Here is a 23454-nt window from a genome sequence, read left to right as displayed (position 1 = left end):
GTGACCGAGCAACTCGTCGCGGCGATCGCCGTCGTCCTCACCGTCGTCGGCGTGTGTGGCATCGTCGTGCCCGTCCTCCCCGGCAGCATCACCGCCCTGGCCGGCCTGCTCGTCTGGGCCCTGTTCGGCGGCGCGGGTACCACCGGCTGGGTGGTGTTCGCAGTGGGCACGCTGCTCCTCGCGGCGGGGGCGTCCGCGCAGCTGCTCATCACCGGACGCCGGCTGCGGCAGCGGGCGATCCCGAACCGCTCGGTGGCGGTGGGGTTGGTGTGTGGGGTGGTCGGGCTCTTCGTGATCCCCTTCGTCGGGTTGCCGGTGGGTTTCGTCGTCGGATTGCTCGCCATGGAGTGGGCCCGCGTCCGCGAGCTGCGCACGGCGCTGTCGACGAGCTGGGCGGCGCTGACGTCGGTGGGTCTCGGCATGGTGGTGGAGCTCGCCTGCGCGCTCGCCGCCGCGACCACCCTGCTGGTCGGGATCCTGGTGCACTTCTTTGTCTGAGGCGGAGCACGCGCGCAGCAAGCTGACGGCGCGCGAGCGCCTGTCGATTCTGCTGGACGAGGCGTCCTTCCAGGAGCTGGGCGCGCTCGCGACCCACCACGCCACCGACTTCGGAATGGACGCCCACCGCTACCCCAAGGACGGCATCATCCCCGCTCAACGCCTCCGCCGCGTCTGGCGGTCTGGGCAGCACGTGCTCGGGGCGTTCTCGTCTCCGCGGCGGGGGTGAAGGCGCCGGCGGCTCAGGTCGCTCGGCTCGCGCGTTGGTTTGGCGCCGGCACCCAGCAGGACATGCAACGCGCCTTCCCAGCAGTCGATTTCCTACACTGGCTGCTGGGCACGTCGCTAGCGCTGTGCCTGTACGGCCGCCCTCGAGCGGGGGGTGGCTGACTCGAGCGGTCGGCCCGTGAACTCCCAGACGCTGACGCGGCCACTGAGCTCGGGGGCGACGTGGGGGCGGGATCGTTGACGTCTTCGGCCGGGACCATCAGCGCCACTGACCCTCCATCGGCTGGCCCGGCTGCACGTCCACCCGCTCGCCGTCCACCACGATGGCGCACGGGGCAGAGACGGGGCCTCCAGCCCCCTCACCTCCTCCGCCTGCGCCTCACCGGCCAAGTTGACGGCGGTCAGCCGGCAGCCGGGAAGCCCCCTTCGATCGCCTCGATCGTGAAGCGGATCCGCACCAGCTTGCGCCTTGCCCCGACCGACGCGCGCCCGGCCTGGTATCTCGACCATCTCGAACACGGCGAGCTCTCCACCCACCCACCGTGAGGTCCAAGAGGGGGGACCTAGCCACCGGCGAGATCGGCTGCAGCCCGCCGCGTTTGGTCGCCTGGACCGCGACGGGGCGCCGTCGAGCGTGTGCTCCGGGGACTTCGAAAACAAGAGGCACGGTGTAGTTGACGCCGACCAGGGTGCTGCCGATCGCCGGGAACCCCTCGATCGAGAGCGCCGCGTACGAGGAGATGTCGCGCGCTGTGAAGTGCGCGAAGACCTGACGCGGCTCCCCGTGCGCGCGCAGTCGGACGTCGGGACGACGAAGAACAGATCGGTGTCTGCGGCGGCCTTGCTCACTCGCCCGAGAAGCGCACCGACCGTCCGGCCCGGGCTCGGAGGAGGGCGGCGTCGATGGTGACCATGCGGACAACCCTGTCTCCGTCAGGCGCAATGCGGTGCCCGTCGGGCCAGTCTCAGGGCACCAGCGTCCGCGGCAGGCCGAGCAGGGGACAGACGGCGAAGCTCAGCCAACGCCGCCGCGTCATGAGTCTTCGGCGGCGTCGGCCACCACGGCGACCGTGGTACAAGATGACCGACATCTTTGCTTAAGCGCTTGACCAGCCTTGGCTAGCAGGTTAGCCTTCCGGATAACCGCTTAACCAACGAGCAGCGTCTCGCAATGGAGACGACTCCTGTGGACTCGATGATGAGGAAGTACATGGATCAGCAAGGGTTCTTCCAGCCGCCCCACGCTTGGGTCGGCGACGTGATCCCCTGGCAGGAGGACGGCACGTTCCACCTGTTCTACCTGTACGAATCGCGCCGCAATCCGAGTGCCGGAATGCCGTGGCATCGGGTGGTGACCGACAACCTCGTTGACTTCCGCGAAACCGGCGTCGCTCTGGCGTCCGGAGGTCCCGACGCTGCAGACTTCAACGTCTACACCGGCAGCATCGTCGTCGACGCCGAAGGCATCCACCACGCCTTTTACACCGGGCAGAACCCACGACGTCTCGGGGCCGACGGTCGGCCGCTGCAACTCGTGCTGCACGCCACCAGCCGTGACGGCATGGCTACTTGGAAGCGTCACTCCGAACACACCTTCGGTGCAACGCCCGGTTACGAAACGGCAGACTGGCGCGACCCGTTCGTGTTCCGGGACGAGGAAGCGGGCCTGTGGCGCATGCTGGTGACCGCCCGCCACAGCTCTGGGCCCGCGCGGCGACGAGGCGTGATCGCGCAGTGCGTGTCCCGCGACCTCCGTCACTGGGCGGCGGCAGAACCCTTCTGGGACCCGCGTCGCTACCTTGCCCACGAATGCCCCGAGGTCTTCGAGTGGAACGGCTGGTGGTACCTCGTCTGGTCGGAGTTCAGCGAGTCGTTCAGCACCCGCTACCGCATGTCGCGGAGCCTCCATGGTCCGTGGGTCGCCCCGGATAATGACACGTTGGACGGACGTGCCTACTACGCCGCAAAATCTGCGGCCCGCGATGGCCGTCGCTTTTTCTTCGGCTGGATCTCGACGCGCGACGGGCGGACGGATGATGGACCGTGGCAGTGGGCAGGAACACTCGCGGTCCTGGAGGCTGAGCAGGCTCCGGATGGGACGCTGCGCTTCCACCCCCCGCAGGAAGTCTCCACAACTTTCGACGCGCCGATCGCAGCCCTGAGCCCCGCCACCACGCTCGAGGCCCCCGGTGGATATGCCGATCTAGTCCTGCCGGAACGCGTCCCCAGCTCGTTCAAGGTCGATGCGCTGCTCGACATCACCGCTGGAACGACGGAGTGCGGTGTCCTGCTCCGGGCGAGCATGGACGGTGACGAGGCGTACGTGCTGCGGCTCGAACCACGTCGCGGACGCCTGGTGTTCGACCGCTGGCCACGCCGCCACACGGGCGACGAACAGTGGCAGATATCGGGAGACGTCCCGTTCGCAGTGGAGCTGGAACGGCCGGTCGCTCTCCCGCCGGGGGAACACCGGCTCGAAGTGATCGTCGACGGCGAACTCTGCGTGGCGACCGTCGACGGGGCGGTCAGCCTCAGCACCAGGCTCTACGACCGCACCACGGGTCACGTCGGGGCGTTCGTGGGCGAAGGGAAGGTCAGCGTACGCAGTCTCACGGTGACCACTCGCCGCGCGTCAGGAGAGGCCCAACCCCGACTCCCCGGTGCGCTTGCGGCGACCGTCTGAGACCGCTGAACTCCAGCCACCCACGACCCGAACACCGATTCATCCGATCACAGAAGTACCCGCATCAATCGATCGAAGGAGATTATGCACATGTCCAAGTCCAAGCGAACACCGACGTGGGTCGCCCTGACGGCAGCCGCCGCGCTCGCGCTCACCAGTTGCGCCGGCGCTACCGGAGGCAGTGACCCCACAGATGTGAGTCCAACCGGCGAGATTGAGCCCCGCGAGATCTCGTGGTTGCTGTCGAGACCCGCCGACGGCGGCGTCATCACAGCTATGCAGCAGATCGCGGAGGAGTACGCCGCCGATCACCCCGGCTTCAAGCTCAACCTCATTACGACGCCGGACAGGCCCTCGTACATCCAGAAGTACGAGACGCTCGCGGCGGCGAACAAGTTGCCGGAATTGTTCGACACCGACGCGACGCCCTTCGCGCAAAAGCTGGCCGAGCAGGGACGCATGGTTGATGTAGAGGCTCTGCTCGACGACCTCGGCGTCGCCGGCACCTACCGTGAAGCGGCGCTGAACTACCAGCGCTTCGACGACGGCTCGCTCTACATGGTTCCGTTCGAGTTCCAGCTCGAGTTCTTCTGGTACAACCGCGACCTCTTCGACCAGGCCGGCGTCGAGGTCCCCGCCACGCTCGACGACTTCGCGCCGATGTGCGAGGCGCTACGGGCGGAGGGCATCACCCCCATCGCCCTCGACGGGGCCGACGGGTGGCCGCTGGAGCGCTACATCGCCTACTACCCTTTCCGGCAGGCTGGCCCCGAGTACGTTCGGCAGCTCAAGCAGGGCGAGGCCCAGTTCTCCGACGCGCCTGGGCGCGCGGCGGTCGAGTGGCTGTACGGCCTGGGTCAGGCCGGTTGCTTCCAGGAGGGCTTCTCTGCCACAGGCTACGCAGATGCCCAGGCGCAGTTCACGTCCGGACGCGCCGCCGTGTACAACATCGGCACCTGGGAACTGGCGAACCTCGCCACCGAGAAGCTCGACCCCGGGGTTCGGGACGCCGTCGACTACTTCACGCTTCCGTCCATCGACGCGGCCGTGACAGACGACAAGGAATACATGACCCCCTCGGGAATTGGCATGGCAGTCAACTCGGCCACCTACGATCCCCTGGTTCGCGATTTCCTCGCGTTCGCACTTGAGCGCTATCCCGCCGCTGTCGCGGGCACCGGCGCCCTGTCCCCCACCAACGACGTCGATACGACCATCCCCGCCGATGCCACCCCGCTGTACTCACGGGCGATAGAGCAGGCCGGCGATGTGGGCCCCGCCATCGCCATGCCTTGGGACACGCAACTGGACCCTGCCACGAACACGCGGCTGCAGCAGGAGTTGACCTTGCTGGTGCAAGGAGACATCACGCCCGACGAGTTCATCGAGACGATGGACGCCACCCTGGCTGAGAACGTCGGCTGACATGACCTCCACCACCAGGACCGATCGGCCAGGGGCACTCCTGGCCGGCCGGTCAGGCTCCCGGAGACTCGACGCGCCGCGCCGCACGGGGCGAATGCGCTCGTCGATGCTGCCTCGCCGCTCCGGCCTGTCCGTGGCGGTCTTCCTGATCCCCCCGCTGCTCCTTTACTGTGCCGCGGTGTTGCTGCCGATCGTGCAATCGCTGGTGTTGAGTCTGTTCTCGTGGGACGGCATCACCGATCAGGAATTCGTCGGGATCGACAACTACGTCAAGATGTTCACCCGCGACGACGTATTCTGGACGGCATTCGGTAACGCTCTCGGCTACTTGGGGATCTGTCTCGTGTGTCAGCTGGGCGGCACGCTCATCGTGGCCTCCCTGCTCACGGCCCTTCCTCGGGGCCGCGAGCTGGTGAAGACCCTCTACCTGCTGCCGGCGGTCATCTCGACAGTCGCGATCGCTTTCCTGTTCATCCGCATCTACTCGCTGGAACCAGTCGGTCTGCTCAACCAGCTGCTCGCACTCGTTGGGCTGGAGAACATGCAGACGGCGTGGCTCTCGAACCTGCAAACCGTGCTCGCAGCAGTCTCCATCCCCGAGGGATGGAGGTTCACCGGCCTCTACATGCTGATCATCTATGCCGCCCTGATCGCCGTGCCGAAGGAACTTGAGGAATCGGCACGCCTCGACGGCGCGTCATGGTGGCAGGCGTTCTGGCGCATTCGGTTTCCCTACATCCGGCCGGTGTGGATCACCACCACGGTCATGGCGACCACCTTCGCTTTGCGCGGTTTCGACATCCCCTACCTGTTGACCAATGGCGGGCCGGGTCAGTCGTCCGAGCTTCTGACGACCTACATGTACAAGACCGCGTTCGTCCACACGGACTATGGGTACGCAAGTGCGATCTCTGTGTTCATCGTCGCCGAGTGCCTCGTCGCCGTCGGCCTCATCTTCCTGTTGCTGCGCCGGAGGGACGCGTGATGTCATCCACCCTGAGTCCAGAGCGAGTCGCTTTGCCGCAGCACGAACATGGTCGGCTCCGGCCGCATCCGTCCCCGCGCCTCCGCGTCCAGCGTACGATCCTCACCGTGACGGTCGTGCTCATCGTCCTCGTGCAGGTATTCCCGCTGGCCTGGCTGTTGCTCACGAGCTTCCGCACGGCAGCGGACTTCGCGGGCGGTGATCCGTTCGCCATCCCGTCGGAGTTCACACTCGAGAACTATTCGCGAGCCTTTGAAAGCGGCAACCTCTGGCTGAACATCCTCAACAGCCTGATCGTGACCCTCGGCGCGAGCACCCTGATCGTCGTGGCCGGCATGATGGCTGCGTACGCTCTCCAAGTGCTCGGATTCCGATTCAGCAACTTGGTGCGCTCGCTGTTCCTGTTAGGCATCATCGTGCCGGTTCAGATTGCACTCGTTCCACTGTTCATCGACTACTCGCAGGTCGGCCTCCTGGACACGCATCTCTCGATGATCCTGCCGCTGGCGGCGTTCTCGCTGCCCATGGGTGTCTATCTATTCTCTTCGTTCTACGAGTATATTCCCCGAGAACTTTATGAGGCCGCTTCTCTCGACGGAGCGGGCCCCTATCGGATCTTCCTGCAGATCACCGCACCTCTGTCTGTCAACACCATCATCACCGTCGTGCTGGTGAACAGCATCTTCATCTGGAACGACTTCATCTTCGCAAACACGTTCGTGCTTTCCGACGGATTGAAAAACCATCCCACTGGGTCTCCAAAACTACATCGGTGCGATGGGGAATACCGACTGGACTGCCACGTTCGCGGCCGTTTGCGTCACGGTCGCGCCTTTGCTGCTGGTATTCCTCGTGCTGAACAAGGCCATGATCGCAGGTCTCGAGAGCGGAGCGACCAAGGGATGAGCCGGGTGCATGATTCATGAGTGTCACAATGCGGGATGTGGCGCGCGCCGCCAACGTGTCCATCGCCACCGTGTCACACGTGGTCAATGACAAGCAAGGCGCGCGCATCGGAGAGGACGCTCGACGCCGCGTGCTCAAGGCCGTCGCCGAGCTGGGTTACCAGCCAAACGCCCTCGCGAAGACGCTCTCGCAAGGCCGCTCTCGCTTCATCGGGCTGGTGGCCGATGCCATTGCTTCGACACCGTTCGCAGGGCAAATCATCCACGGTGCTCAGGATGAGGCGTGGCGCCAGGGTTACGTCCTCCTCATCGCCAATACGGAGGGCAACGCTGCAGCGGAGAAGGAGGCGATTGCGATGATGCTCCAGTACCAGGTTCATGGCATCCTTTACTCGACCTGGTACCACCGTGAGATCGAGGTCCCGCCACCGCTGCAGCACACCGATACGGTGCTCGTGAACTGCTACGCCGTCGATGCCGAATACCCGACGGTCGTGCCCGACGAGGAGCAGGGTGGCCGGGCCGCGACGGAGGAGTTGATCGCCGCCGGCCATCGGCGCATCGCTTTTGTCAACACCACGTCTCCCTCACCGGCCAAGACGGGGCGGCTCGCCGGTTACCTCTCGGCGCTTGAGGCCGCTGGGCTCGAATACGACGCATCCTTGGTGTTTGAGGCGGAGCCTGCCCAAGAGGGTGGATATGCAGTGGCTGCTTCGGTGATCGAGTCCGGCGTCTCGGCGGTGTTCTGTCACAACGATCGGGTCGCGATGGGACTCTACGACGGGGTCCGCGAGCACGGGTTGCGGATCCCGACCGACATTGCCGTGATGGGTTTCGACAACCAGGAGGTGATCGCAGCACATCTGCGTCCGCCGCTGTCCACGGTCGCCCTGCCCCACTACGAGCTGGGTGCCGCCGGTGTGCGGACGTTGCTCGGAATTGGGATGGAAAGAGGATCGAGCCGACTGCTCGTGGAGTGTCCCCCGATTGCGAGAGCGTCGCTCTGATCCCGCGAGCCTGCTTTCGCCTCACCCCACGGCGCAACTGGATGAACGATCCCAACGGACTGCTGCATGTCGATGGGGTGTGGCATGCGTTCTTCCAATACGACCCGGAGGGCATCGGCTAGGGAAACGTGAGTTGGGGGCACGATGGCAGCACTGACCTGGAGCAGCGGCGAGAGCACCCGTTTGCGTGGGGTCACAGCGATGACGAACAGATCTTCTCGGGGTGGGTTGTCGTCGAGAGGGCGGGACTCTCGCGGCGGTCTACACGACCGCCTACGCCACTGCAATCGAGGCTCAGTCGCTGTCTGCCAGTCACGACGGTGGTGAGACGTGGATCCCAGATCCCGCCAATCCGATCCTGGTCCGGGGCTGATGAACGTGATTTCCGGAGGCAAGCTCAAGGCGCTCATTGGTGAGGCGGTGATCTCGGCGTTTCCGACGCCGGCCCGCGCCGTCGGCGCGTGTGCTACGGTCCGTAGTAGCCCCCGGGAATGGCCCCGGGCGGCCATCGCAGACCGGTGCGCAGGAGACGAGGATGCCCATGCCGGAACGACTGTCGACCCTCCGTGAGAAGCGGGAACAGGCGCTGCAGGGGGGTGGTCGGGCGCGCATCGAGGCGCAGCACGCGCGCGGCAAGCTGACGGCGCGCGAGCGCCTGTCGATCCTGCTGGACGAGGCGTCCTTCCAGGAGCTGGGCGCGCTCGCGACCCACCACAACACCGACTTCGGGATGGACGCCCACCGCTACCCGGGCGACGGCATCATCACTGGGTTCGGCAAGGTGCAGGGACGCCGCGTGGCCGTCTACGCCCAGGACTTCACCGTGCTCGGCGGGTCGTTCTCCGAGGTGCAGTCCAACAAGATCTCCCGCATCCAGGACCTGGCGATCGAGGCGGGCATCCCGCTCATCGGGCTCAACGACTCCGGCGGCGCGCGAGTGCAGGAGGGCGTCCGCTCGCTGGCGGCCTACGGTGAGGTGTTCGTGCGCAACGTCAAGGCGTCCGGGGTGATCCCGCAGATCTCGCTGATCATGGGGCCGTGCGCCGGCGGCGCCGTCTACAGCCCGGCGCTCACCGATGTCACCATCATGGTCAACGAGACCTCCAACATGTTCCTGACGGGGCCGGACATCATCCGGACGGTGACGGGCGAGGACGTCAGCGCGGAGGAGCTGGGAGGCGCGTGGGTGCACAACGCCACCTCCGGCGTCGCGCAGGTGATCGCCGACGACGAGCAGCACGCGCTCAGCCTCACCAAGTCGTTGCTGAGCTACCTGCCGCAGAACAACACCGAGGATCCGCCGGCGCTCGAGCCCTACGACCCGGCCGACCGGATGGACGAGGCCCTCAACGCCCTCGTGCCGGCCGAGGACAACCTCGCCTACGACATGCGTGACGTGCTGGCCCGCGTCTTCGACCACGACTCGGGTTTCGAGCTGCACAAGGAGTGGGCGGCCAACGCGCTGGTCGGGTTCGCGCGGCTGGACGGCATGAGCGTCGGCTTCATCGCCAACCAGCCCCTCGTGATGTCCGGCTGCCTCGACATCAACGCGTCCGACAAGATCGCGCGGCACATCACGCTGTGCGACCAGTTCAACATCCCGCTGGTGACGTTCGTCGACTGCCCGGGCTACCTGCCCGGCGTCGAGCAGGAGTACAACGGCGTGATCCGCCACGGCGCCAAGATCATCTACGCCTACTGTCAGGCGACCGTGCCGAAGATCTCGCTGGTGACCCGCAAGGCCATGGGCGGGTCGTACGTGGCGCTGAGCTCCAAGCAGATGAACAACGACGTCGCCTTCGCGTGGCCCAGCGCGCAGATCGCCGTGATGGGTGCCGAGGGCGCGGCCCGGTTGTTGAACCGCCGGGCGATCGAGGCGGCGGACGACCCGAAGGCCGAGGAGGCCCGGTTCATCGCGGAGTACAAGGAGAAGTTCTTCAACCCCTACCAGGCGGCCGACGTCGGCCAGATCGACGAGGTCATCGAGCCCCGCGAGACGCGCCCGCGTCTGATTCGCGCCCTGGAGGTGCTGCGCACCAAGGTGACGCACACCATCCCCAAGAAGCACGGGCTTTTCCCCGTCTAGGAGCAGCATCATGGAGAATCTCGGCTGGGGCGTCATGATGATGGTCGTCGGCATGGGCGTCGTGTTCGCCCTGCTGGCGGTGCTCATGGGCGTCCTCATGCTCATCGGACGCCTCGACCGTCCGCCGCGCGAGCCGGGTGAGGACGCGACGCCGGCTCCCGCCCCGGTTCCCTCCGCCCAGGCCGCCCCCGCCCCGGTTGCGCCCACCGTGCGGATCGTCGCGGACGGGCTGAGCGAGGACGACGTGGCCGCCATCGCCGTGGCGGTGATGACCCACGCGGAGAACCGCCGCCGCCTCGCCGGCCCCGAAACCCGCCGCCACGCCCCGGGCAGCCAGCTGTTCGCCAGCCGCTGGCTCGCCGTCGGGCGCGCCCAGTCCCACTCGTCCTTCACCCGGAGGTAGGCCATGCGCCGCTACACCATCACCGTCAACGACACCACCAGGGTCATCGACGTCGAGGCCGTGGGCGCCGACGTGTTCCGCGTGCAACTCGATGGGCGCCTCATCGACGTCACGCTGGACGACCACCGCGACCTGGCCCACTCCGCGGTGACGCCGGCCGTGACGCCGCGTCCGCTCGGCGCCGGCGGGCCCGCCACGGCGGGTCCCGCGGCCGACCGTGGGGCCACGGCCGTCGGGCGCGAGCCCGCGCGCGCGGCCGTCACCCCGGCCCCCGGAGAGCCGCCGAGGGCGACGGGGGCGCCCGCGGCGTCCGGATCGCCCGCCCCGGGCGGGGGCGGGGGTCGGGACAAGATGACGGCCCCGATGCCGGGGGTGATCCTCACCGTCGATGTCGCGGTGGGCGCGAGTGTGCGCCGCGGAGACACCCTGATGGTGTTGGAGGCCATGAAGATGAAGAACGAGCTGAAGGCACCCAAGGACGGGGTCGTGGCCGAGATCTACGTCACCGCAGGGCACCAGGTGAAGTTCGGCGAGACGCTCGTGAGGTTCGAGTCCTGATGAGCCCCGACACCCTCCACTACCTGCTGCAGGGGGTGCAGAACATCACCTGGCAGTCCGTGGTGATGGTCGCCGTCGGCCTGCTGCTCATCTGGCTCGCCGTCACCAAGGAGTACGAGCCGCTGCTGCTGCTCCCCATCGGCGCCGGGGCCATCTTGGCGAACCTGCCGCTCTCGCCGCTGGTGGGCGAGCACGGCATGCTGCAGACGCTGTACGACATGGGCGTCGGCAACGAGCTGTTCCCGTTGTTGATCTTCATCGGCATCGGGGCCATGACCGACTTCGGGCCCCTGCTGGAGAACCCAAAGATGGTGCTGCTCGGCGCGGCCGGCCAGTTCGGCATTTTCCTGACGCTGATGCTGGCCCTGCTGCTCGGGTTCACGCAGCCGCAGGCGGCGTCCATCGGCATCATCGGCGCCATCGACGGGCCGACGTCGATCTACGTGAGCAACCAGCTCGCGCCCGAGCTGCTGGCCCCGATCACGGTGGCCGCGTACAGCTACATGAGCCTCGTGCCGATCATCATGCCGCCGATCATGCGCGCCCTGACGACCGCCAAGGAACGCGCGATCGTCATGCCGTACACGAGCCGGGAGATCTCCCAGCGCACGCGCATCCTGTTCCCGATCGTCGTCACCCTCGTGGTCGGCACCCTGGTGCCGTTCGCGACACCGCTCATAGGCATGCTGATGCTGGGCAACCTGATGCGCGAGTCGAAGGTCGTCGAGCGGTTGACGGGCGCGTCGTCCAACGAGCTCGCCAACGTGGTCACGCTGTTCCTGGGGTTGGCCATCGGCTCGACGATGGTGGGGCCGAGCTTCCTCAACCTCTCCACCGGCCTGATCCTGGTGCTGGGGCTGATCGCCTTCTGCCTCGACACGGTGATGGGCGTGCTCTTCGGCAAGCTGATGAACGTCTTCTCGGGCGGTCGGTTCAACCCGCTGATCGGCGCGGCCGGCATCTCGGCGTTCCCGATGGCCGCCCGCGTGGTGCAGCGCGAGGCCCAGCGGGAGAACTTCGACAACTTCCTCCTCATGCACGCCATGGGCGCCAACGCGGCCGGCCAGGTGGCGTCCGTCGTGGCCGGCGGCGTCCTGCTGGCGCTGATGGGCACAGCTTGACCTGAGCCGGCAGGTCGGTTGGCTGGTGCTCCTGGCTCTTGGCTCCTGGCCATCGGCTGGTGGCTGTCCCCCTGCAATTGGACCCGAGGAAATGGCGCCATGGCGCCATTTTCTCGGGTCCAAAAGCCCGACTGCGGCGCGGCAGAGGGGGATGGGCGGCCCGACGTGCGGAGCCCGGGGCCGGCGGATGCTCACGGTCGTCACCCGGCGCACTCAGCCATCACGTGGCGCGGCTCCTTTGCACGTGGCGCAGCGCGGCTCACGTGGCGGGCCTTGCACGGGCCTCCACGTGAGCGCAACTGCGCCACGTGATGTTGAGGCGCGCCACGTGGGATGCGGCTGCGCCAGGTTGCGGCGCTGCGCTGCCCTGATCCGTGCGTTTGGACCCGAAGTAGTGGTGCCATGGCGCCACTTCCTCGGGTCCAAATCGAAGAGCGCGCCGCACGCCGCCTGGGAGCTGGGGGGGTGGGGCCGGGGGGGGGGGGCGCCGGGGACTCAGGGCTGGACGAAGCCTGCGGCCGCGACGTAGCTCGTGGCCAGCGCGACCGCAGCCAGGCGCAGCGCGTCGCGTCCGGGCAGGAACTGGGCGTGGTGCAGCCCGATGCCGTTGGCCGAGCCGGTGCCTATGAAGCTCATCAGCGAGGGCACCACCTGACCGTACTCGGAGAAGTCGTCCGACCCGCAGGAGCGGAACGGTTCCGCCGCCACCGGCACGCCGACCCCGCCGAGCAGCGCGTCCGTGGCCGCCACCAGGCGGGGATCGTTGACCAGGGCGGGCCCGCCCCGCGTGATCGTCACGCTCGCGGACGCCCCCCGCGCGAGGGCGGTGCCCTCCGCCAACCGGGTGATGGCCTCGTGGACGGCCACCCGATCGGACTCCCGGAACGTCCGGATGGTGCCGGAGCAGGTCGCCTGGTCGGCGATGATGTTCGGCGCCGTGCCGCCGCGGATGGAGCCGACCGAGACCACCGCAGGGCTGATCGGGTTGACCGTCCGCTGCGTGATGCCGGCCAGGCCCATGACAACCGCGGCCATGACGGTGATGGGGTCGACGGCGGCGTGCGGGTAGGCGCCGTGGCCGCCGCGTCCGGTCACCGTGATCTCGTAGCCGTCGAAGGCCGCGTTCACGGCGCCCGCGCCGGTCGAGACGACGCCGCGCGCGATGGCGGGCTGGACGTGCACGCCCACCATGGCGCGCACGTCGGCGTCCTCGAGGATGCCGGAGCTGACGACGTCGGTCGCTCCCGGGGGGTTCAGCTCCTCGCGCGGCTGCAGGATCGGCGCGAGCGCGGCGGGCAGGTCGAGGTCGCGCGCGGCGGCGAGCACCGCCCACAACGCGGCCAGGTGCACGTCGTGACCGCAGGCGTGCATGATGCCGCGCCGCTGGGACGCCCATTCGACCCCGGTCGCCTCGGTGAGGGGCAGCGCGTCGAGCTCCGCCCGCAGGCCGACGGCGGGGCCGTCCGGGCCGGTGCGGGTGTAGGCGCCGGTCTCGGCGACGGGCGTCCAGTCGAGCCAGCCGGTCGCCTCGGTGAAGGCGTCCCGAGTGTCGCCCTCGTCGCCCCCCAGATGGGGGTCGGCGTGAATCGCCCGCCGCAGGGACGTGGCGTCGGGCAGGACGGTGTCGATGCCGGCGACCAGCGCGTCGAGGAGATCGGAGTTCATGGGCGGAGGCTATCGCCCCAGTGCGCGATGATCACGCCCAGTTGTTCGGCCAACCGCTCCGGCGGAATCGGCGCGGCCCGCACCGCGCGCGCGGTCGCGGCCTGCAGCGAGGCACCGAGCACGGCGGCGCGCGCGGCGGGCAGACCCGCGGCGAGGAAGGTGCCGACGATGCCGGCCAGCACGTCGCCCGAGCCTGCGGTGGCCGTCCAGGCGGTCCCCGGCAGTGCCAGCAGCGCCGTGCCGTCCGGATCCACGGCGAACTGGCTGGCCCCCTTCAGCAGCACGGTCGCGCCGGTCTGCCGGGCCGCCCGGCGCGCGTGGGTCAGCGGATCGGCCTCGACCGCGGCACGCTCCACATCGAGCAGGCGGGCCAGCTCCCCGGCGTGGGGGGTCAGGATGCTCTGCGCCGGCAACGCGTCGGGCAGTGCCCCCAGGGCGCCGGCGTCCACCACCACCGGCACGTCGTCTGCGACGCGGCGGGCCAGGCGCTCGGCGTCCGGCCCGGGCCACCCCGAGCCGCACACCCACGCCTGGACGCGGCCAGGGTCGGCCGGGTCTACGGGGACCACCACGCTCGGATGGGCGGCGAGCACGAGGTCGGCCGGACGCCACGGGCCCGCGTAGCGCACCATGCCGGCCCCCGACCACAGCGCACCGGCCACGCCGAGGACGGCGGCGCCGGGGTAGTCGTCGGTGCCGGTGTCGATGCCGACGACGCCGCGGGAGTACTTGTCCGACGACGCGTCCGGCGTCGGGTACCAGGCGGCGCAGTCGGACTCCTCGACCAGCTGCAGGTCACTCGTAGGCGCGGCCACCCCGAGGTCGACCAGGCGGACCTCGCCGCAGTGACCGGACGCCGGCGCCAGGACGTGGGCGGGCTTGTGGGCGATGAATGTCACCGTGAGGTCGGCGGTGAAGCAGGCGTGGGCCTCGTGGCTGTCGGCGACGAGCCCGCTCGGCAGGTCGACCGCCAGCACGGGCGTGCGGTGGGCGCGGCAGGCGTCCGCCACCGCGAGCACCGCAGGCTCCAGCCCCGGACGCCCACCCAACCCCGAGACCCCGTCCAGGACCAGCGCCGCCCGGGCCGCCAGCGAGAGCGCAGCGTCGGCGTCCACCGTGCGCGCACCCACCCCCTTGGCCGCCGCCAGACCGTCGGCGTGGGTGGAGCCGGCGCAGGGCCACACGACCAGGTCGAGTTCGGTGTCGGGCAGCAGGTCGGGCAGGCCAGCGAGCGCGAACAACGCGTCGCCGGCGTTGTTGCCCGGGCCGGCGACGACGAGCACCACCGTCGGCCCCTCCGCGGAGTCGGCGCCGCCGCGCGGGGTGGGGGGCTCGGAGTACCACGCGAGCATCGACACCAGCTCAGCGGCGGCGCGGGCCACGGCGTCCGCCGCGACGGCCATGAGATCACCGCCGGGGTGGGCGTCGAACCACGCCTGCTCGGCGTCCCGGATGTCCTGCGCGCTCACGACGGGCAACATGCACCGCAGCCTAGTGCGGTGTATGTGCCCCGTTCGGTCAGCTCGCCAGCGCGGGCTCGGCCACGGTGCGCGGCGGCAGCTCGGCGGACGGGCGCTGCCCGCCCGCGTCGGCGAGCATGGCCGAGTTGAGCCAGCCCTCCGGAACGCCGAGACCCTCGACCAGCTCGAGCGCCACCGGACGGAGCTGGGCGCACACATCATCCACCGCCTGGGAGATGGCGCGGCTGCGCTGGCCGTCGAAGCGTTCGTGCTCCATGTACCAGGCGCGGTGCTCCTCGATCGTCACCAGCGCGTACAGGTCGCACACCTGGTTCAGCAGCGAGCGGATGTAGGGGTCCGCCACCTCCTCGATGGCCCCGATGAACGCCTCCAGCACCACCCGGTCGGTGTGCGCGCGGGCCGCGTTGATCATGTGCTCCTGGCACGCGTTGGTCGCTGCGAACGCCTCCTCGGCCGGCGCCTTGCTGGCCGCCCGCATCCGCTTGGCCAGCCCCTCGACGATGTGGGCCTCCCGGTCGGTGAACAGCTGGACGTGCCAGCCGCGGTGGCGGACGGGATCGCCGCCGACGCGGCGCGCCGCCAGCACCAGCCGGTCGATGACCGCGCGGGCCGTGGTGCGTTCGAGGAACGAGCCGCCCACCATGCGCGCGGTGGCCTGCGCGGTGCCGCGCAGGTCCATGTCACCCCAGGACTGCTTGTAGTCCAGCAGCAGCGCCTTGGCCACCAGCTGCATCAAGACGGTGTTGTCGCCCTCGAAGGTGGCAAACACGTCGGCGTCCTGCCGGGCGAGGGTGAGGCCGTTCTGGCTGAGGTAGCCCGCCCCGCCGCACGCCTCGCGGCACAGCTGGATGGTGTCGTTCGCCCACCGCGTCAGCAACGCCTTCATACCGGCCGCACGGGTCTCCAGCTCGCGCGCGGCCCGCGGATCCTCACCGCCCGCGTCCAGCACCCGCTGCAGCGCCAGGGCCAGCTCGGTCTGCGCGAAGCCGTACGCGTAGGCCCGGGCGATGTTCGGCAGCAGCTTGCGCTGGTGCGTCTGGTAGTCCAGCAGCAGGATCTCCTCGCCCAGCCCGGGCAGCCGGAACTGCGAGCGCTGCAGGGCGTAGCGCGTCGCGATGGTCAATGCGCGCCGTGTGGCGGACGCCGCGCCGCCGCCCACGCAGATGCGGCCGCGCACCAGCGTGCCCAGCATCGTGAAGAAGCGCGCGTTCTTGGACTTGATGGGGGAGTGGTAGACGCCGTCGGCGTCGATGCTGCCGTACCGGTCGAGCAGGTGCGTGCGGGGCACGCGCACGTGGTCGAACCGGATCGTGCCGTTGTCGACGCCGAGCAGGCCCCCCTTGTGGCCGTGGTCGCCGGTCGTCACGCCCGGCAGGTCGTTGAGTTCCTCGTCGCGAATCGGGACGAGCGCCACGTGGACGCCCTGGTTCTCCCCGCCGACGGTGAGCCGGCCGAACACGGCGGCCCACTTGCCGTGTTCGCCGGCGTTGCCGAGGTAGGCCTTGGTCGAACTCGGGGTGGGGGAGTTGATCTCGAGCTCGTCGGTCTCCGGCACGTAGGTGATGGTCGTCTCCAGCGACGACACGTCGGAGCCGTGGCCGAGCTCGGTCATCGCGAAGGCACCGGTGCGCTCGCACGTGATCGTGTCGGGCAGGAAGGTCTCGTGGTGCCACTGGCTGCCCAGGTTCACGATCGCGCCGCCGAACAGGCCGTGCTGGACGCCGGACTTGATGGTCAGGCTCAGATCGCCCATGGCCAGCATCTCGAACTGGGCGACCGACTCCGACTGGGGCCCGGTGCCGCCGACCGACTCGGGGAAGCCGGCGATGGCGAAGCCGCGGTGGGCGATCTTGACCAGGCGGTCCAGCGTCCAGTCCCGGGCCTCGGCCATGCTCATCGACGGGTCGCGCACGACGTCGTCGGCGCTCACCTCGTCGCGCCAGCGCTGCTTCGTGGTGTGGAACGGTCCGTCGAGCGCGGTGCGCAGGGCGGCTCCGGTCGGGCTGATGGTCATCGGTGACTCCTCATGCGGTGGGTGCTGGGTGTGTGGTGGTCGTGGGGGCGGAGGGTGGTGCGGGGGCTGCGGGGGCTGCGGGGGCAGGGGAGGCCGTGGGCGTCTGCGCGGCGAAGGCGGGCTCGAAGAGCTGCGCGACGAACGCGACGATGTCGGCGCGGGGGCGGCGCAGGTCGGTGAGGATCCAGCGGTCGGCCACGGCCCAGACGAAACCGGTGACCCCGTGGCCCCAGGTGTTGGCCGGCGACGGGTCGAGCCCGGCGTCGGTGAGCCAGCCGGCGAACGCGGCGGCGACCTCGTCGCCGATCCGGTTGGTGATGCCCAGCACGGGGTCGGGGGAGTCGCCGGGCCGGGTTGTCACGAACCGGTAGATCTCGACGTCGGCCTCGACGACGCTCAGGTAGGCGTCCGCGAGCGCGGCGACCAACTCCCCGGGGGCCAGCCCGGAGCTCAGCGGGGAGTCCAGGTTGCCGCGGATGAACGCGTGGACGCTCTCGACCACGGCTTCGTAAAGGCCGTTGCGGTCGCCGAAGTGGCGGTAGAACACGGTCTTCGACGTGCTGGCTGACGCCGCGATGTCGTCCATCCCCACCGCGCTGCCGTGCTTGCGGATCGCCCGCAGCGTCGCCTCCACCAGTTCCTGGCGACGGTCGGCATTGTGCTGTGCCCAGCGGGTCGCGCGGCCGTCCGTGGTGGTCATGACGCCACAGTACCCGAAACTCTCGGTACCTGCTACCATCGGTGCCGGATACATCGCGCCGTGGCCCGGGTCCGGCGTCCGAGTTCACAGGAGAGCACATGCCAGAGCGCAGCGCCGTCGTCGTCGGCGGCAACCGGATCCCGTTCGCCAAGGCGGGCACGAAGTACGCGGCGGCGTCGAGCGGGGACATGCTCACCGCGGCGCTGGACGGCCTGGTCGCCCGCTTCGGGCTGGCCGGGCAGCAGGTGGGCGAGGTCGCGGCCGGCGCCGTGCTGAAGCACACGCGCGACTTCAACCTCACCCGCGAGGCGGTGCTGGGTTCGGCACTCGACCCGCACACCCCGGCGTGTGACCTGCAGCAGGCGTGCGGCACCGGCCTGGAGACGGTCATCTACGTCGCCAACAAGATCCGCCTGGGGCAGGCCGACACCGGCATCGCGGGCGGCGTCGACTCCGCGTCGGACGCCCCGATCGTCGTCAGCGAGGGGTTGCGCCGGGCGCTGCTGCGGGCCTCGCGCTCCAAGACGCTGCTCGAGCGGCTGAAGTCCTTCGCCTCGCTGCACCCGACCGATCTCGCGCCGGTGCCGCCGGGGGTCGTCGAGCCCCGGACCGGCCTCTCGATGGGGGAGAGCCAGGCGCTGACCACCGCCGAGTACGGGCTCACCCGGGAGGCGGCCGACGAGCTGGCGCTGGCATCCCACCGGAACCTGGCGCGTGCCTGGGACGCGGGCTTCTTCGACGACCTCGTCACCCCGTACCTGGGCGTGACGCGCGACACCTTGCTGCGGCCGGACACCTCCGCCGAGGCGCTGGCCAAGCTCAAGCCCGTCTTCGGCGGCGAGAACGGCACGATGACGGCCGGCAACTCGACCGCCCTCACCGACGGGGCGGCCGTGGTGCTGCTCGCCGAGGAGGAGTGGGCGCGGGAACGGCACTGGCCGGTGCTGGCCCGCGTGGTGGACGCCCAGGTGGCCGCCACCGACTACGTGACCGGCAACGAGGGTCTGCTCATCGCGGGTGCCCGGGCCATCCCGGTGCTGCTCGAGCGCAACGGCCTCACGCTGGCCGACTTCGACCTGGTCGAGATCCACGAGGCGTTCGCCTCGACCGTGCTGGCCACGCTGGCCCAGCTCGAGGCCGACGGCCACGGCACCGTGGACCGGGCCCGCCTCAACGTGAACGGCAGCTCGCTGGCCGCCGGGCACCCCTTCGCCGCGACCGGCGGACGCATCGTCGCCACGCTGGCCAAGCTGCTCGCCGAGCGGGGGCCGGGTTCGCGGGGTCTCATCTCGATCTGTGCGGCGGGCGGCCAGGCCGTCACCGCGATCCTGGAGGCGGTGTGATGAACGTCCTCGAATCGTTGTACGGCACGCCGCTCGGCAAGAAGGCGGCGGCCCGCCTGGGTCTGGCCGAACCCCCGGTGTTGCGGCGCGGCCGCGAACTGCCGCGCGGGGAGATCGTGCTCGCCACGCTTCCCGGGGGTGGGGTGGCAGCCGAGGCGCTGGCCCTGCTCGGCCTCAGCCCGATCGGCCCGTTGCTCGACCTGCCCGAGCACCGGACGACCGATGACCGCGGCCGGCCGCAGCCGCCGCGCTACGAGCGCCGCCCCGGTGCGGTCGTGATCGATGCCACCGGCGTCCGCGAGATCGCTCAGCTCGAGGGGCTGCGCCAGGTGCTGCGCCCGGCCATGAAGGGGCTGGAGGCCTCCGGGCGCGTGATCCTGCTCGCCACCGACGCGGCCGACGTCTCCGACGTGGAGGCCAAGGCCGTCGCGCAGGCGTTCGACGGCATCAACCGCACCGTGAGCAAGGAGTTGCGCGGCGGGTCGACCGCCAACCTGGTGTTCGTGCGGGCCGGCACGCCGGCGTCCGACCTGCGCTCCACGCTGTCGTTCCTGCTCGAGGGCCGCTCGGCATTCGTCGCGGGCCAGACGTGGCGCGTCGGCCCGGCCAAGGCCGGGGACGCCGCGGGTGCGGAGTACGACCCGGCCCGGCCCTTCGCCGGGCGCATCGTGGTGGTCACCGGTGCGGCTCGCGGCATCGGGGCCGAGATCGCGCGCACCTTCGCGCGGGACGGGGCGGCCGTGGTGGCCGTCGACGTGCCGGCCGCCGGCGACGCGCTGGCCGGCGTCGCCAACGCGGTGCGCGGCTCCGCCCTGCAGCTCGACATCACCGTGCCGGACGCCGCCGAGCGGATCGCGGCGCACGTGGCCACCGTGCACGGCCCGCAGGCGAAGATCTGGGCCGTGATCCACAATGCCGGCATCACCCGCGACAAGCTCCTGGCCAACCTGGACGAGGGCCGGTGGGCGTCCGTTTTGGAGGTCAACCTGGCCGCGGAGATGCGGATGAACCCCACGCTGCTCGACCCCGACCTGCCCGGCGGGCTGGGCGAGCAGGCCCGCATCGTCGGCATCGCCTCCACCTCCGGCTGGGCCGGCAACAAGGGGCAGACGAACTACGCGGCGTCCAAGGCCGGCGTCATGGGGCTCACGTGGGCCGAGTCGGCCGAGCTGGCCGACCGCCCAGTGACGGCGAACGCCGTGGCGCCCGGGTTCATCGAGACGGAGATGACCGCGGCGATCCCGTTCGTGCAGCGCGAGATCTTCCGCCGCACCAACGCCCTGGGTCAGGGCGGGCGGCCGGTGGACGTGGCCGAGACCATCGCCTACCTCGCCGACCCCGCCTCCGGTGGGGTGGACGGCCAGGTCGTCCGGGTCTGCGGCCACAACCTGATCGGCGCCTGATGCACACGACCCTCGCCTACGCGGACCTCCCCGCCGTCGCACCGCTGCTCGTGCGCGCGACGGCCAATCACGTCGGACGCCGCCCGCGCGCGGAGGCCGTCCTGCCCACCACCGTCGTGCGCGTGGCCCGCCTGCGGCAGGACCTGGGCCGGCTGGCCGCGTACAACCGCGCGTGCGGCTTCGGGCTGCGGGACGCCGTGCCACCCACGTGGCTGCACGTGCTGACCTTCCCCCTCCAGGCGGCGCTGCTGGCGGGGCAGGATCTCCCGTTCGCGCCCGCCGGCCTCGTCCACACGGCCAACACGATGACGCTCCACCGGCCGGTGGCGGTGGGCGAGCACCTGGACGTCCTTGTCCGCGCCGAGGCGCTGCGGCCCCACGCCAAGGGAGCGCTGTTCGACCTCGTCGGGGAGGTGCGGGTGGGCAGCGAGCTGGCCTGGACCGGGCGCAGCAGCTACCTCGCCCGCGGCGCGAGCGCGCCGGCCGGTGCGGACGCCGCCCGCGCCACCGGTGTGACCGACGACCCCGCCGATCCACTGCGCAACGACGCGGCGGGCGAACAGCCCAGGATGGCGCAGCGGTGGCGACTGCCGGCCGATCTCGGCCGCCAGTACGCGAAGGTTTCCGGCGACGTGAACCCGATCCACCTCAGCGCCGCGACCGCGAAGCTGTTCGGGTTCAGGCGGGCCATCGTCCACGGCATGTGGACGCACGCGCGGTGCCTGGCTGCCCTGTCGGGGCGCCTCCCGGAGACCTACACCGTCGACGTGGCGTTCACCCGCCCGATCCTGCTGCCCGGCCGGGTCTCGTTCGCGGCGGCGGAGTCCGACGCGGGCGTCCGCTTCGCGGTGCTGGGCCGCGAGGAGAAACCGCACCTGGTGGGTGCGGTGCGTCGCTGACCGACCCGATCACCGGGTGCTGACGTGGGGTCAGCGCGTCGCGTGCGTGGCATTTGGACCCGAGGAAATGGCGCCATGGCGCCATTTCCTCGGGTCCAAATGCCACACCACCAGAGCCATCAGACGGTCGTCGTCCCCGCCGCTCACTCCTCCCGGAGGGCGAAGAGATCACCCGGGCTGCAGGCGAGGGCGTCGCACAGCGCGGTCAGCGTCGTGAACCGGATCGCCTTGGCGCGGTTGTTCTTGAGGATCGACAGGTTAATCACGCTGAGGCCGATCCGATCCGCCAGCTCGGTCAGGGTCATGCCTCGTTCGCTCAGCAGTACGTCGATCCTGCAGGTGATCCGGGAATCCTGGGGCGGCATCAGATCACGTGGTCCAGTTCGTCCGCCAGCCGGGCGCCGTGGCGCAGCGTGACCGAGAAGACTACGCACAGGTAGTAGACGAACAGCGGGAACAGGAAGGCGGTGGAATCGGTGGCCGTGTGGGACTCCCAGCCGAGGCTCCCGACGGCCCAGTTGGTGCCCAGCAGGAGCAGGCCCCCCGGCACCAAGGCCAGGAGCAGCACGGCCAGGCTGAGGAGGTTGAGCGCCCGCCGCACGCGCGGCTCGAAGATGCTCTGCGCGGACGCGGCCCGCAGCAACAGGAGGCCCAGCGCGGCCAGGCTCGCCGCCCACAGCAGCGGGGTGAGCGCCTGCCCGGCGTGGATGAACCATCGGGCACCGACGGGCACGTCGTTGACGGGCACCATGGCGCGGTAGGGCCAGGTGAGTTCAGCACCCGGAGCGACCGGCCAGCCGGTGGTGTCCGGACGCCTGGGGCCGATGCCGGCGAGCGCCACCACGACCACCCCGGAGGTGACCGTGGCCCACGCGTTCACCAGCCCGTAGAGGCCGGTGGCGGTGGCGCCCAGCAGCGTCAGCCACGCCAGGGGGGGCAGGTTGTGTCGAGCGGTGGGGTGCGCGTCTGTGAGAGTCATCGTTCCTCGCTTTCCATAACGAATTTCGTTAATAACGATACTCGCTATGCCTGCCCCGTCAAGGGCGGCGAAGCACCAACGCGGACGGGGTCGCTAGGCTCCTCGGCGTGCCCCGCATCATCCACACCGGCCAGGCGCTGGTGGACGCCGTCGCCCGCGTCCCGGCCCTGCCCGCGCGCGGGCAGAACGTCATGGCGTCCAGCTGGGAGCTGGCGGCTGCCGGGTCGGTGAACATCCTCGTGGCCGCGGCCCGGTCGGGCGCCACCTGCGTGCAGGCCGGCGTCGTCGGCACCGGACGCAACGGCGACCTCGTCCGTGCGGCGCTGGCCGCCGAGGGCATCACCTGGTCGGCCGAGGCGATCCCGGACGCCGACACCGGGCTCTGTCTCGTCCTCGTCGAGCCCGACGGCGAGCGGACGTTCGTCACCACGCTGGGCGCCGAGCGGCGCCTCAGCGTCGCCGCACTGGACCGCAGCGCACCGCGTCCCGGGGACCTCATCTGCGTGACCGGCTACAGCCTGGCCGTCGAGGCCACGCGCGCCCCGCTCGAGGCGTGGCTGGCGGATCTCCCCGCCGGGGTGGCGGTCGTGCTCGACCCGGGCGCCGTCTTCGCCGGCCTGTCGGACGCCACCCGCGCGGCCATGCTGGGCCGCACCACCGTGTGGACCTCCAACCTCGCCGAGGCCGAGGCGATCCTGGCCGGAACCGAAACCGGAACCGGAACCGGGGCGCGGGGCATGGCGGCCACGGCGGCGGCCGTCAGCCGGCTGCTGGCACCGGGCGGCGTCGCGATCGTCCGGGATGGCCCGGCCGGCTGCGCAGTCCACGCCGGCGGCCAGACGACCCTCGTGCCGGGGTTTCCCCAGGAGGCCGTGGACACCAACGGTGCCGGCGACGCGCACACCGGCGTCCTGCTTGCCGAGCTCGCGCGCGGCACGGGCTGGGTGGTGGCCTGCCGCCGCGCCAACGTGGGTGGTGCGATCAAGGTGACCCGATCCGGGCCGGCGACCGCGCCCACCGGGGCCGAGATCGACGCGTTCTGGGCGGCCTGGCCGCGTCCCTGACGGCATG

At 70.2% G+C, this 23454-nt stretch carries 22 protein-coding genes; 16 read left to right on the top strand and 6 right to left on the bottom strand.

Going from position 1 to position 23454, the window contains the following annotated elements:
- From PCC79_RS11935 to PCC79_RS11885, 12 genes are all read left to right on the top strand, one after another.
- Positions 1-498: a DUF456 domain-containing protein gene (locus PCC79_RS11935; protein ID WP_232549391.1), complete on the top strand. Its 498-nt coding sequence runs from the start codon at positions 1-3 to the stop codon at positions 496-498.
- The gene (locus PCC79_RS11930) at positions 491-727 is read left to right on the top strand and encodes a carboxyl transferase domain-containing protein (RefSeq protein ID WP_342371958.1); all 237 of its coding nucleotides are present in this window, start codon (positions 491-493) and stop codon (positions 725-727) included. The genes PCC79_RS11935 and PCC79_RS11930 overlap by 8 nt, the downstream gene beginning before the upstream one ends.
- Before the next feature lie 1170 nt (positions 728-1897).
- The gene (locus PCC79_RS11925) at positions 1898-3409 is read left to right on the top strand and encodes a GH32 C-terminal domain-containing protein (RefSeq protein ID WP_342371957.1); all 1512 of its coding nucleotides are present in this window, start codon (positions 1898-1900) and stop codon (positions 3407-3409) included.
- Between the two features lie 90 nt (positions 3410-3499).
- A complete protein-coding gene (locus PCC79_RS11920; protein WP_342371956.1) occupies positions 3500-4834 on the top strand; it encodes an ABC transporter substrate-binding protein in 1335 nt (444 codons plus the stop codon).
- Between the two features lies 1 nt (position 4835).
- A complete protein-coding gene (locus tag PCC79_RS11915) occupies positions 4836-5819 on the top strand; it encodes a sugar ABC transporter permease (protein ID WP_342371955.1) in 984 nt (327 codons plus the stop codon).
- 107 nt (positions 5820-5926) lie between these two features.
- Positions 5927-6745 (top strand): carbohydrate ABC transporter permease, encoded by an 819-nt coding sequence (locus tag PCC79_RS11910; protein WP_342371954.1) that lies wholly within the window; start codon positions 5927-5929, stop codon positions 6743-6745.
- Positions 6742-7731: a LacI family DNA-binding transcriptional regulator gene (locus PCC79_RS11905; protein ID WP_342371953.1), complete on the top strand. Its 990-nt coding sequence runs from the start codon at positions 6742-6744 to the stop codon at positions 7729-7731. The genes PCC79_RS11910 and PCC79_RS11905 overlap by 4 nt, the downstream gene beginning before the upstream one ends.
- A complete protein-coding gene (locus PCC79_RS17420; RefSeq protein WP_425325636.1) occupies positions 7701-7853 on the top strand; it encodes a hypothetical protein in 153 nt (50 codons plus the stop codon). The genes PCC79_RS11905 and PCC79_RS17420 overlap by 31 nt, the downstream gene beginning before the upstream one ends.
- A 419-nt stretch (positions 7854-8272) precedes the next feature.
- Positions 8273-9817: an acyl-CoA carboxylase subunit beta gene (locus PCC79_RS11900; RefSeq protein ID WP_342371952.1), complete on the top strand. Its 1545-nt coding sequence runs from the start codon at positions 8273-8275 to the stop codon at positions 9815-9817.
- 10 nt (positions 9818-9827) lie between these two features.
- The gene (locus tag PCC79_RS11895; protein ID WP_342371951.1) at positions 9828-10220 is read left to right on the top strand and encodes an OadG family transporter subunit; all 393 of its coding nucleotides are present in this window, start codon (positions 9828-9830) and stop codon (positions 10218-10220) included.
- A gap of 3 nt (positions 10221-10223) precedes the next feature.
- A complete protein-coding gene (locus tag PCC79_RS11890; protein WP_342371950.1) occupies positions 10224-10778 on the top strand; it encodes a biotin/lipoyl-containing protein in 555 nt (184 codons plus the stop codon).
- Positions 10778-11899 carry a sodium ion-translocating decarboxylase subunit beta gene (locus PCC79_RS11885; RefSeq protein WP_342371949.1) on the top strand — a complete coding sequence of 374 codons (1122 nt, stop codon included), beginning with the start codon at positions 10778-10780 and terminating at the stop codon, positions 11897-11899. The genes PCC79_RS11890 and PCC79_RS11885 overlap by 1 nt, the downstream gene beginning before the upstream one ends.
- A gap of 495 nt (positions 11900-12394) precedes the next feature.
- On the opposite strand, the gene PCC79_RS11880 is transcribed toward PCC79_RS11885, so the two are convergent.
- The 4 genes from PCC79_RS11880 to PCC79_RS11865 are packed head-to-tail and all read right to left on the bottom strand — an operon-like array spanning position 12395 to position 17759.
- Positions 12395-13564 carry a M20 family metallopeptidase gene (locus tag PCC79_RS11880; RefSeq protein WP_342371948.1) on the bottom strand — a complete coding sequence of 390 codons (1170 nt, stop codon included), beginning with the start codon at positions 13562-13564 and terminating at the stop codon, positions 12395-12397.
- Entirely contained in the window at positions 13561-15045 is a 1485-nt protein-coding gene (locus tag PCC79_RS11875) for a bifunctional ADP-dependent NAD(P)H-hydrate dehydratase/NAD(P)H-hydrate epimerase (RefSeq protein ID WP_342371947.1), read from the bottom strand. Before PCC79_RS11875 ends, PCC79_RS11880 begins: the two co-directional genes overlap by 4 nt.
- 37 nt (positions 15046-15082) lie before the next feature.
- Positions 15083-17059, bottom strand: a complete 1977-nt coding sequence (locus PCC79_RS11870; RefSeq protein WP_342371946.1) for an acyl-CoA dehydrogenase — start codon at positions 17057-17059, stop codon at positions 15083-15085.
- Between the two features lie 10 nt (positions 17060-17069).
- Entirely contained in the window at positions 17070-17759 is a 690-nt protein-coding gene (locus tag PCC79_RS11865) for a TetR/AcrR family transcriptional regulator (RefSeq protein WP_342371945.1), read from the bottom strand.
- A 98-nt stretch (positions 17760-17857) separates the two neighbouring features.
- Here PCC79_RS11865 and PCC79_RS11860 point away from each other — a divergent pair, with 98 nt between their 5' ends.
- Genes PCC79_RS11860 through PCC79_RS11850 form a run of 3 tightly spaced genes read left to right on the top strand, consistent with a single transcriptional unit; the run spans position 17858 to position 21404 of the window.
- Positions 17858-19102 (top strand): acetyl-CoA C-acetyltransferase, encoded by a 1245-nt coding sequence (locus tag PCC79_RS11860; RefSeq protein WP_232549401.1) that lies wholly within the window; start codon positions 17858-17860, stop codon positions 19100-19102.
- Positions 19102-20505 carry a 3-oxoacyl-ACP reductase gene (locus PCC79_RS11855; RefSeq protein ID WP_342371944.1) on the top strand — a complete coding sequence of 468 codons (1404 nt, stop codon included), beginning with the start codon at positions 19102-19104 and terminating at the stop codon, positions 20503-20505. The genes PCC79_RS11860 and PCC79_RS11855 overlap by 1 nt, the downstream gene beginning before the upstream one ends.
- Entirely contained in the window at positions 20505-21404 is a 900-nt protein-coding gene (locus PCC79_RS11850) for a MaoC/PaaZ C-terminal domain-containing protein (RefSeq protein WP_342371943.1), read from the top strand. The genes PCC79_RS11855 and PCC79_RS11850 overlap by 1 nt, the downstream gene beginning before the upstream one ends.
- A gap of 143 nt (positions 21405-21547) precedes the next feature.
- Here PCC79_RS11850 and PCC79_RS11845 read toward each other — a convergent pair whose 3' ends face one another.
- Entirely contained in the window at positions 21548-21769 is a 222-nt protein-coding gene (locus PCC79_RS11845) for a helix-turn-helix domain-containing protein (RefSeq protein WP_232549404.1), read from the bottom strand.
- Positions 21769-22383, bottom strand: a complete 615-nt coding sequence (locus tag PCC79_RS11840; protein ID WP_342371942.1) for a hypothetical protein — start codon at positions 22381-22383, stop codon at positions 21769-21771. Before PCC79_RS11840 ends, PCC79_RS11845 begins: the two co-directional genes overlap by 1 nt.
- Positions 22384-22490: 107 nt before the next feature.
- On the opposite strand from PCC79_RS11840, the gene PCC79_RS11835 reads away from it, so the two are divergent.
- Positions 22491-23447 carry a PfkB family carbohydrate kinase gene (locus PCC79_RS11835; RefSeq protein WP_342371941.1) on the top strand — a complete coding sequence of 319 codons (957 nt, stop codon included), beginning with the start codon at positions 22491-22493 and terminating at the stop codon, positions 23445-23447.
- Positions 23448-23454 lie beyond the last annotated feature (7 nt).

It is taken from the genome of Propioniciclava soli (assembly GCF_038502305.1).
GTDB classification, from domain to species: domain Bacteria; phylum Actinomycetota; class Actinomycetes; order Propionibacteriales; family Propionibacteriaceae; genus Propioniciclava; species Propioniciclava soli.
The sequence above is the reverse complement of the archived record's forward strand: the minus strand, read 5'-3'. Positions and strand labels throughout refer to the sequence as shown.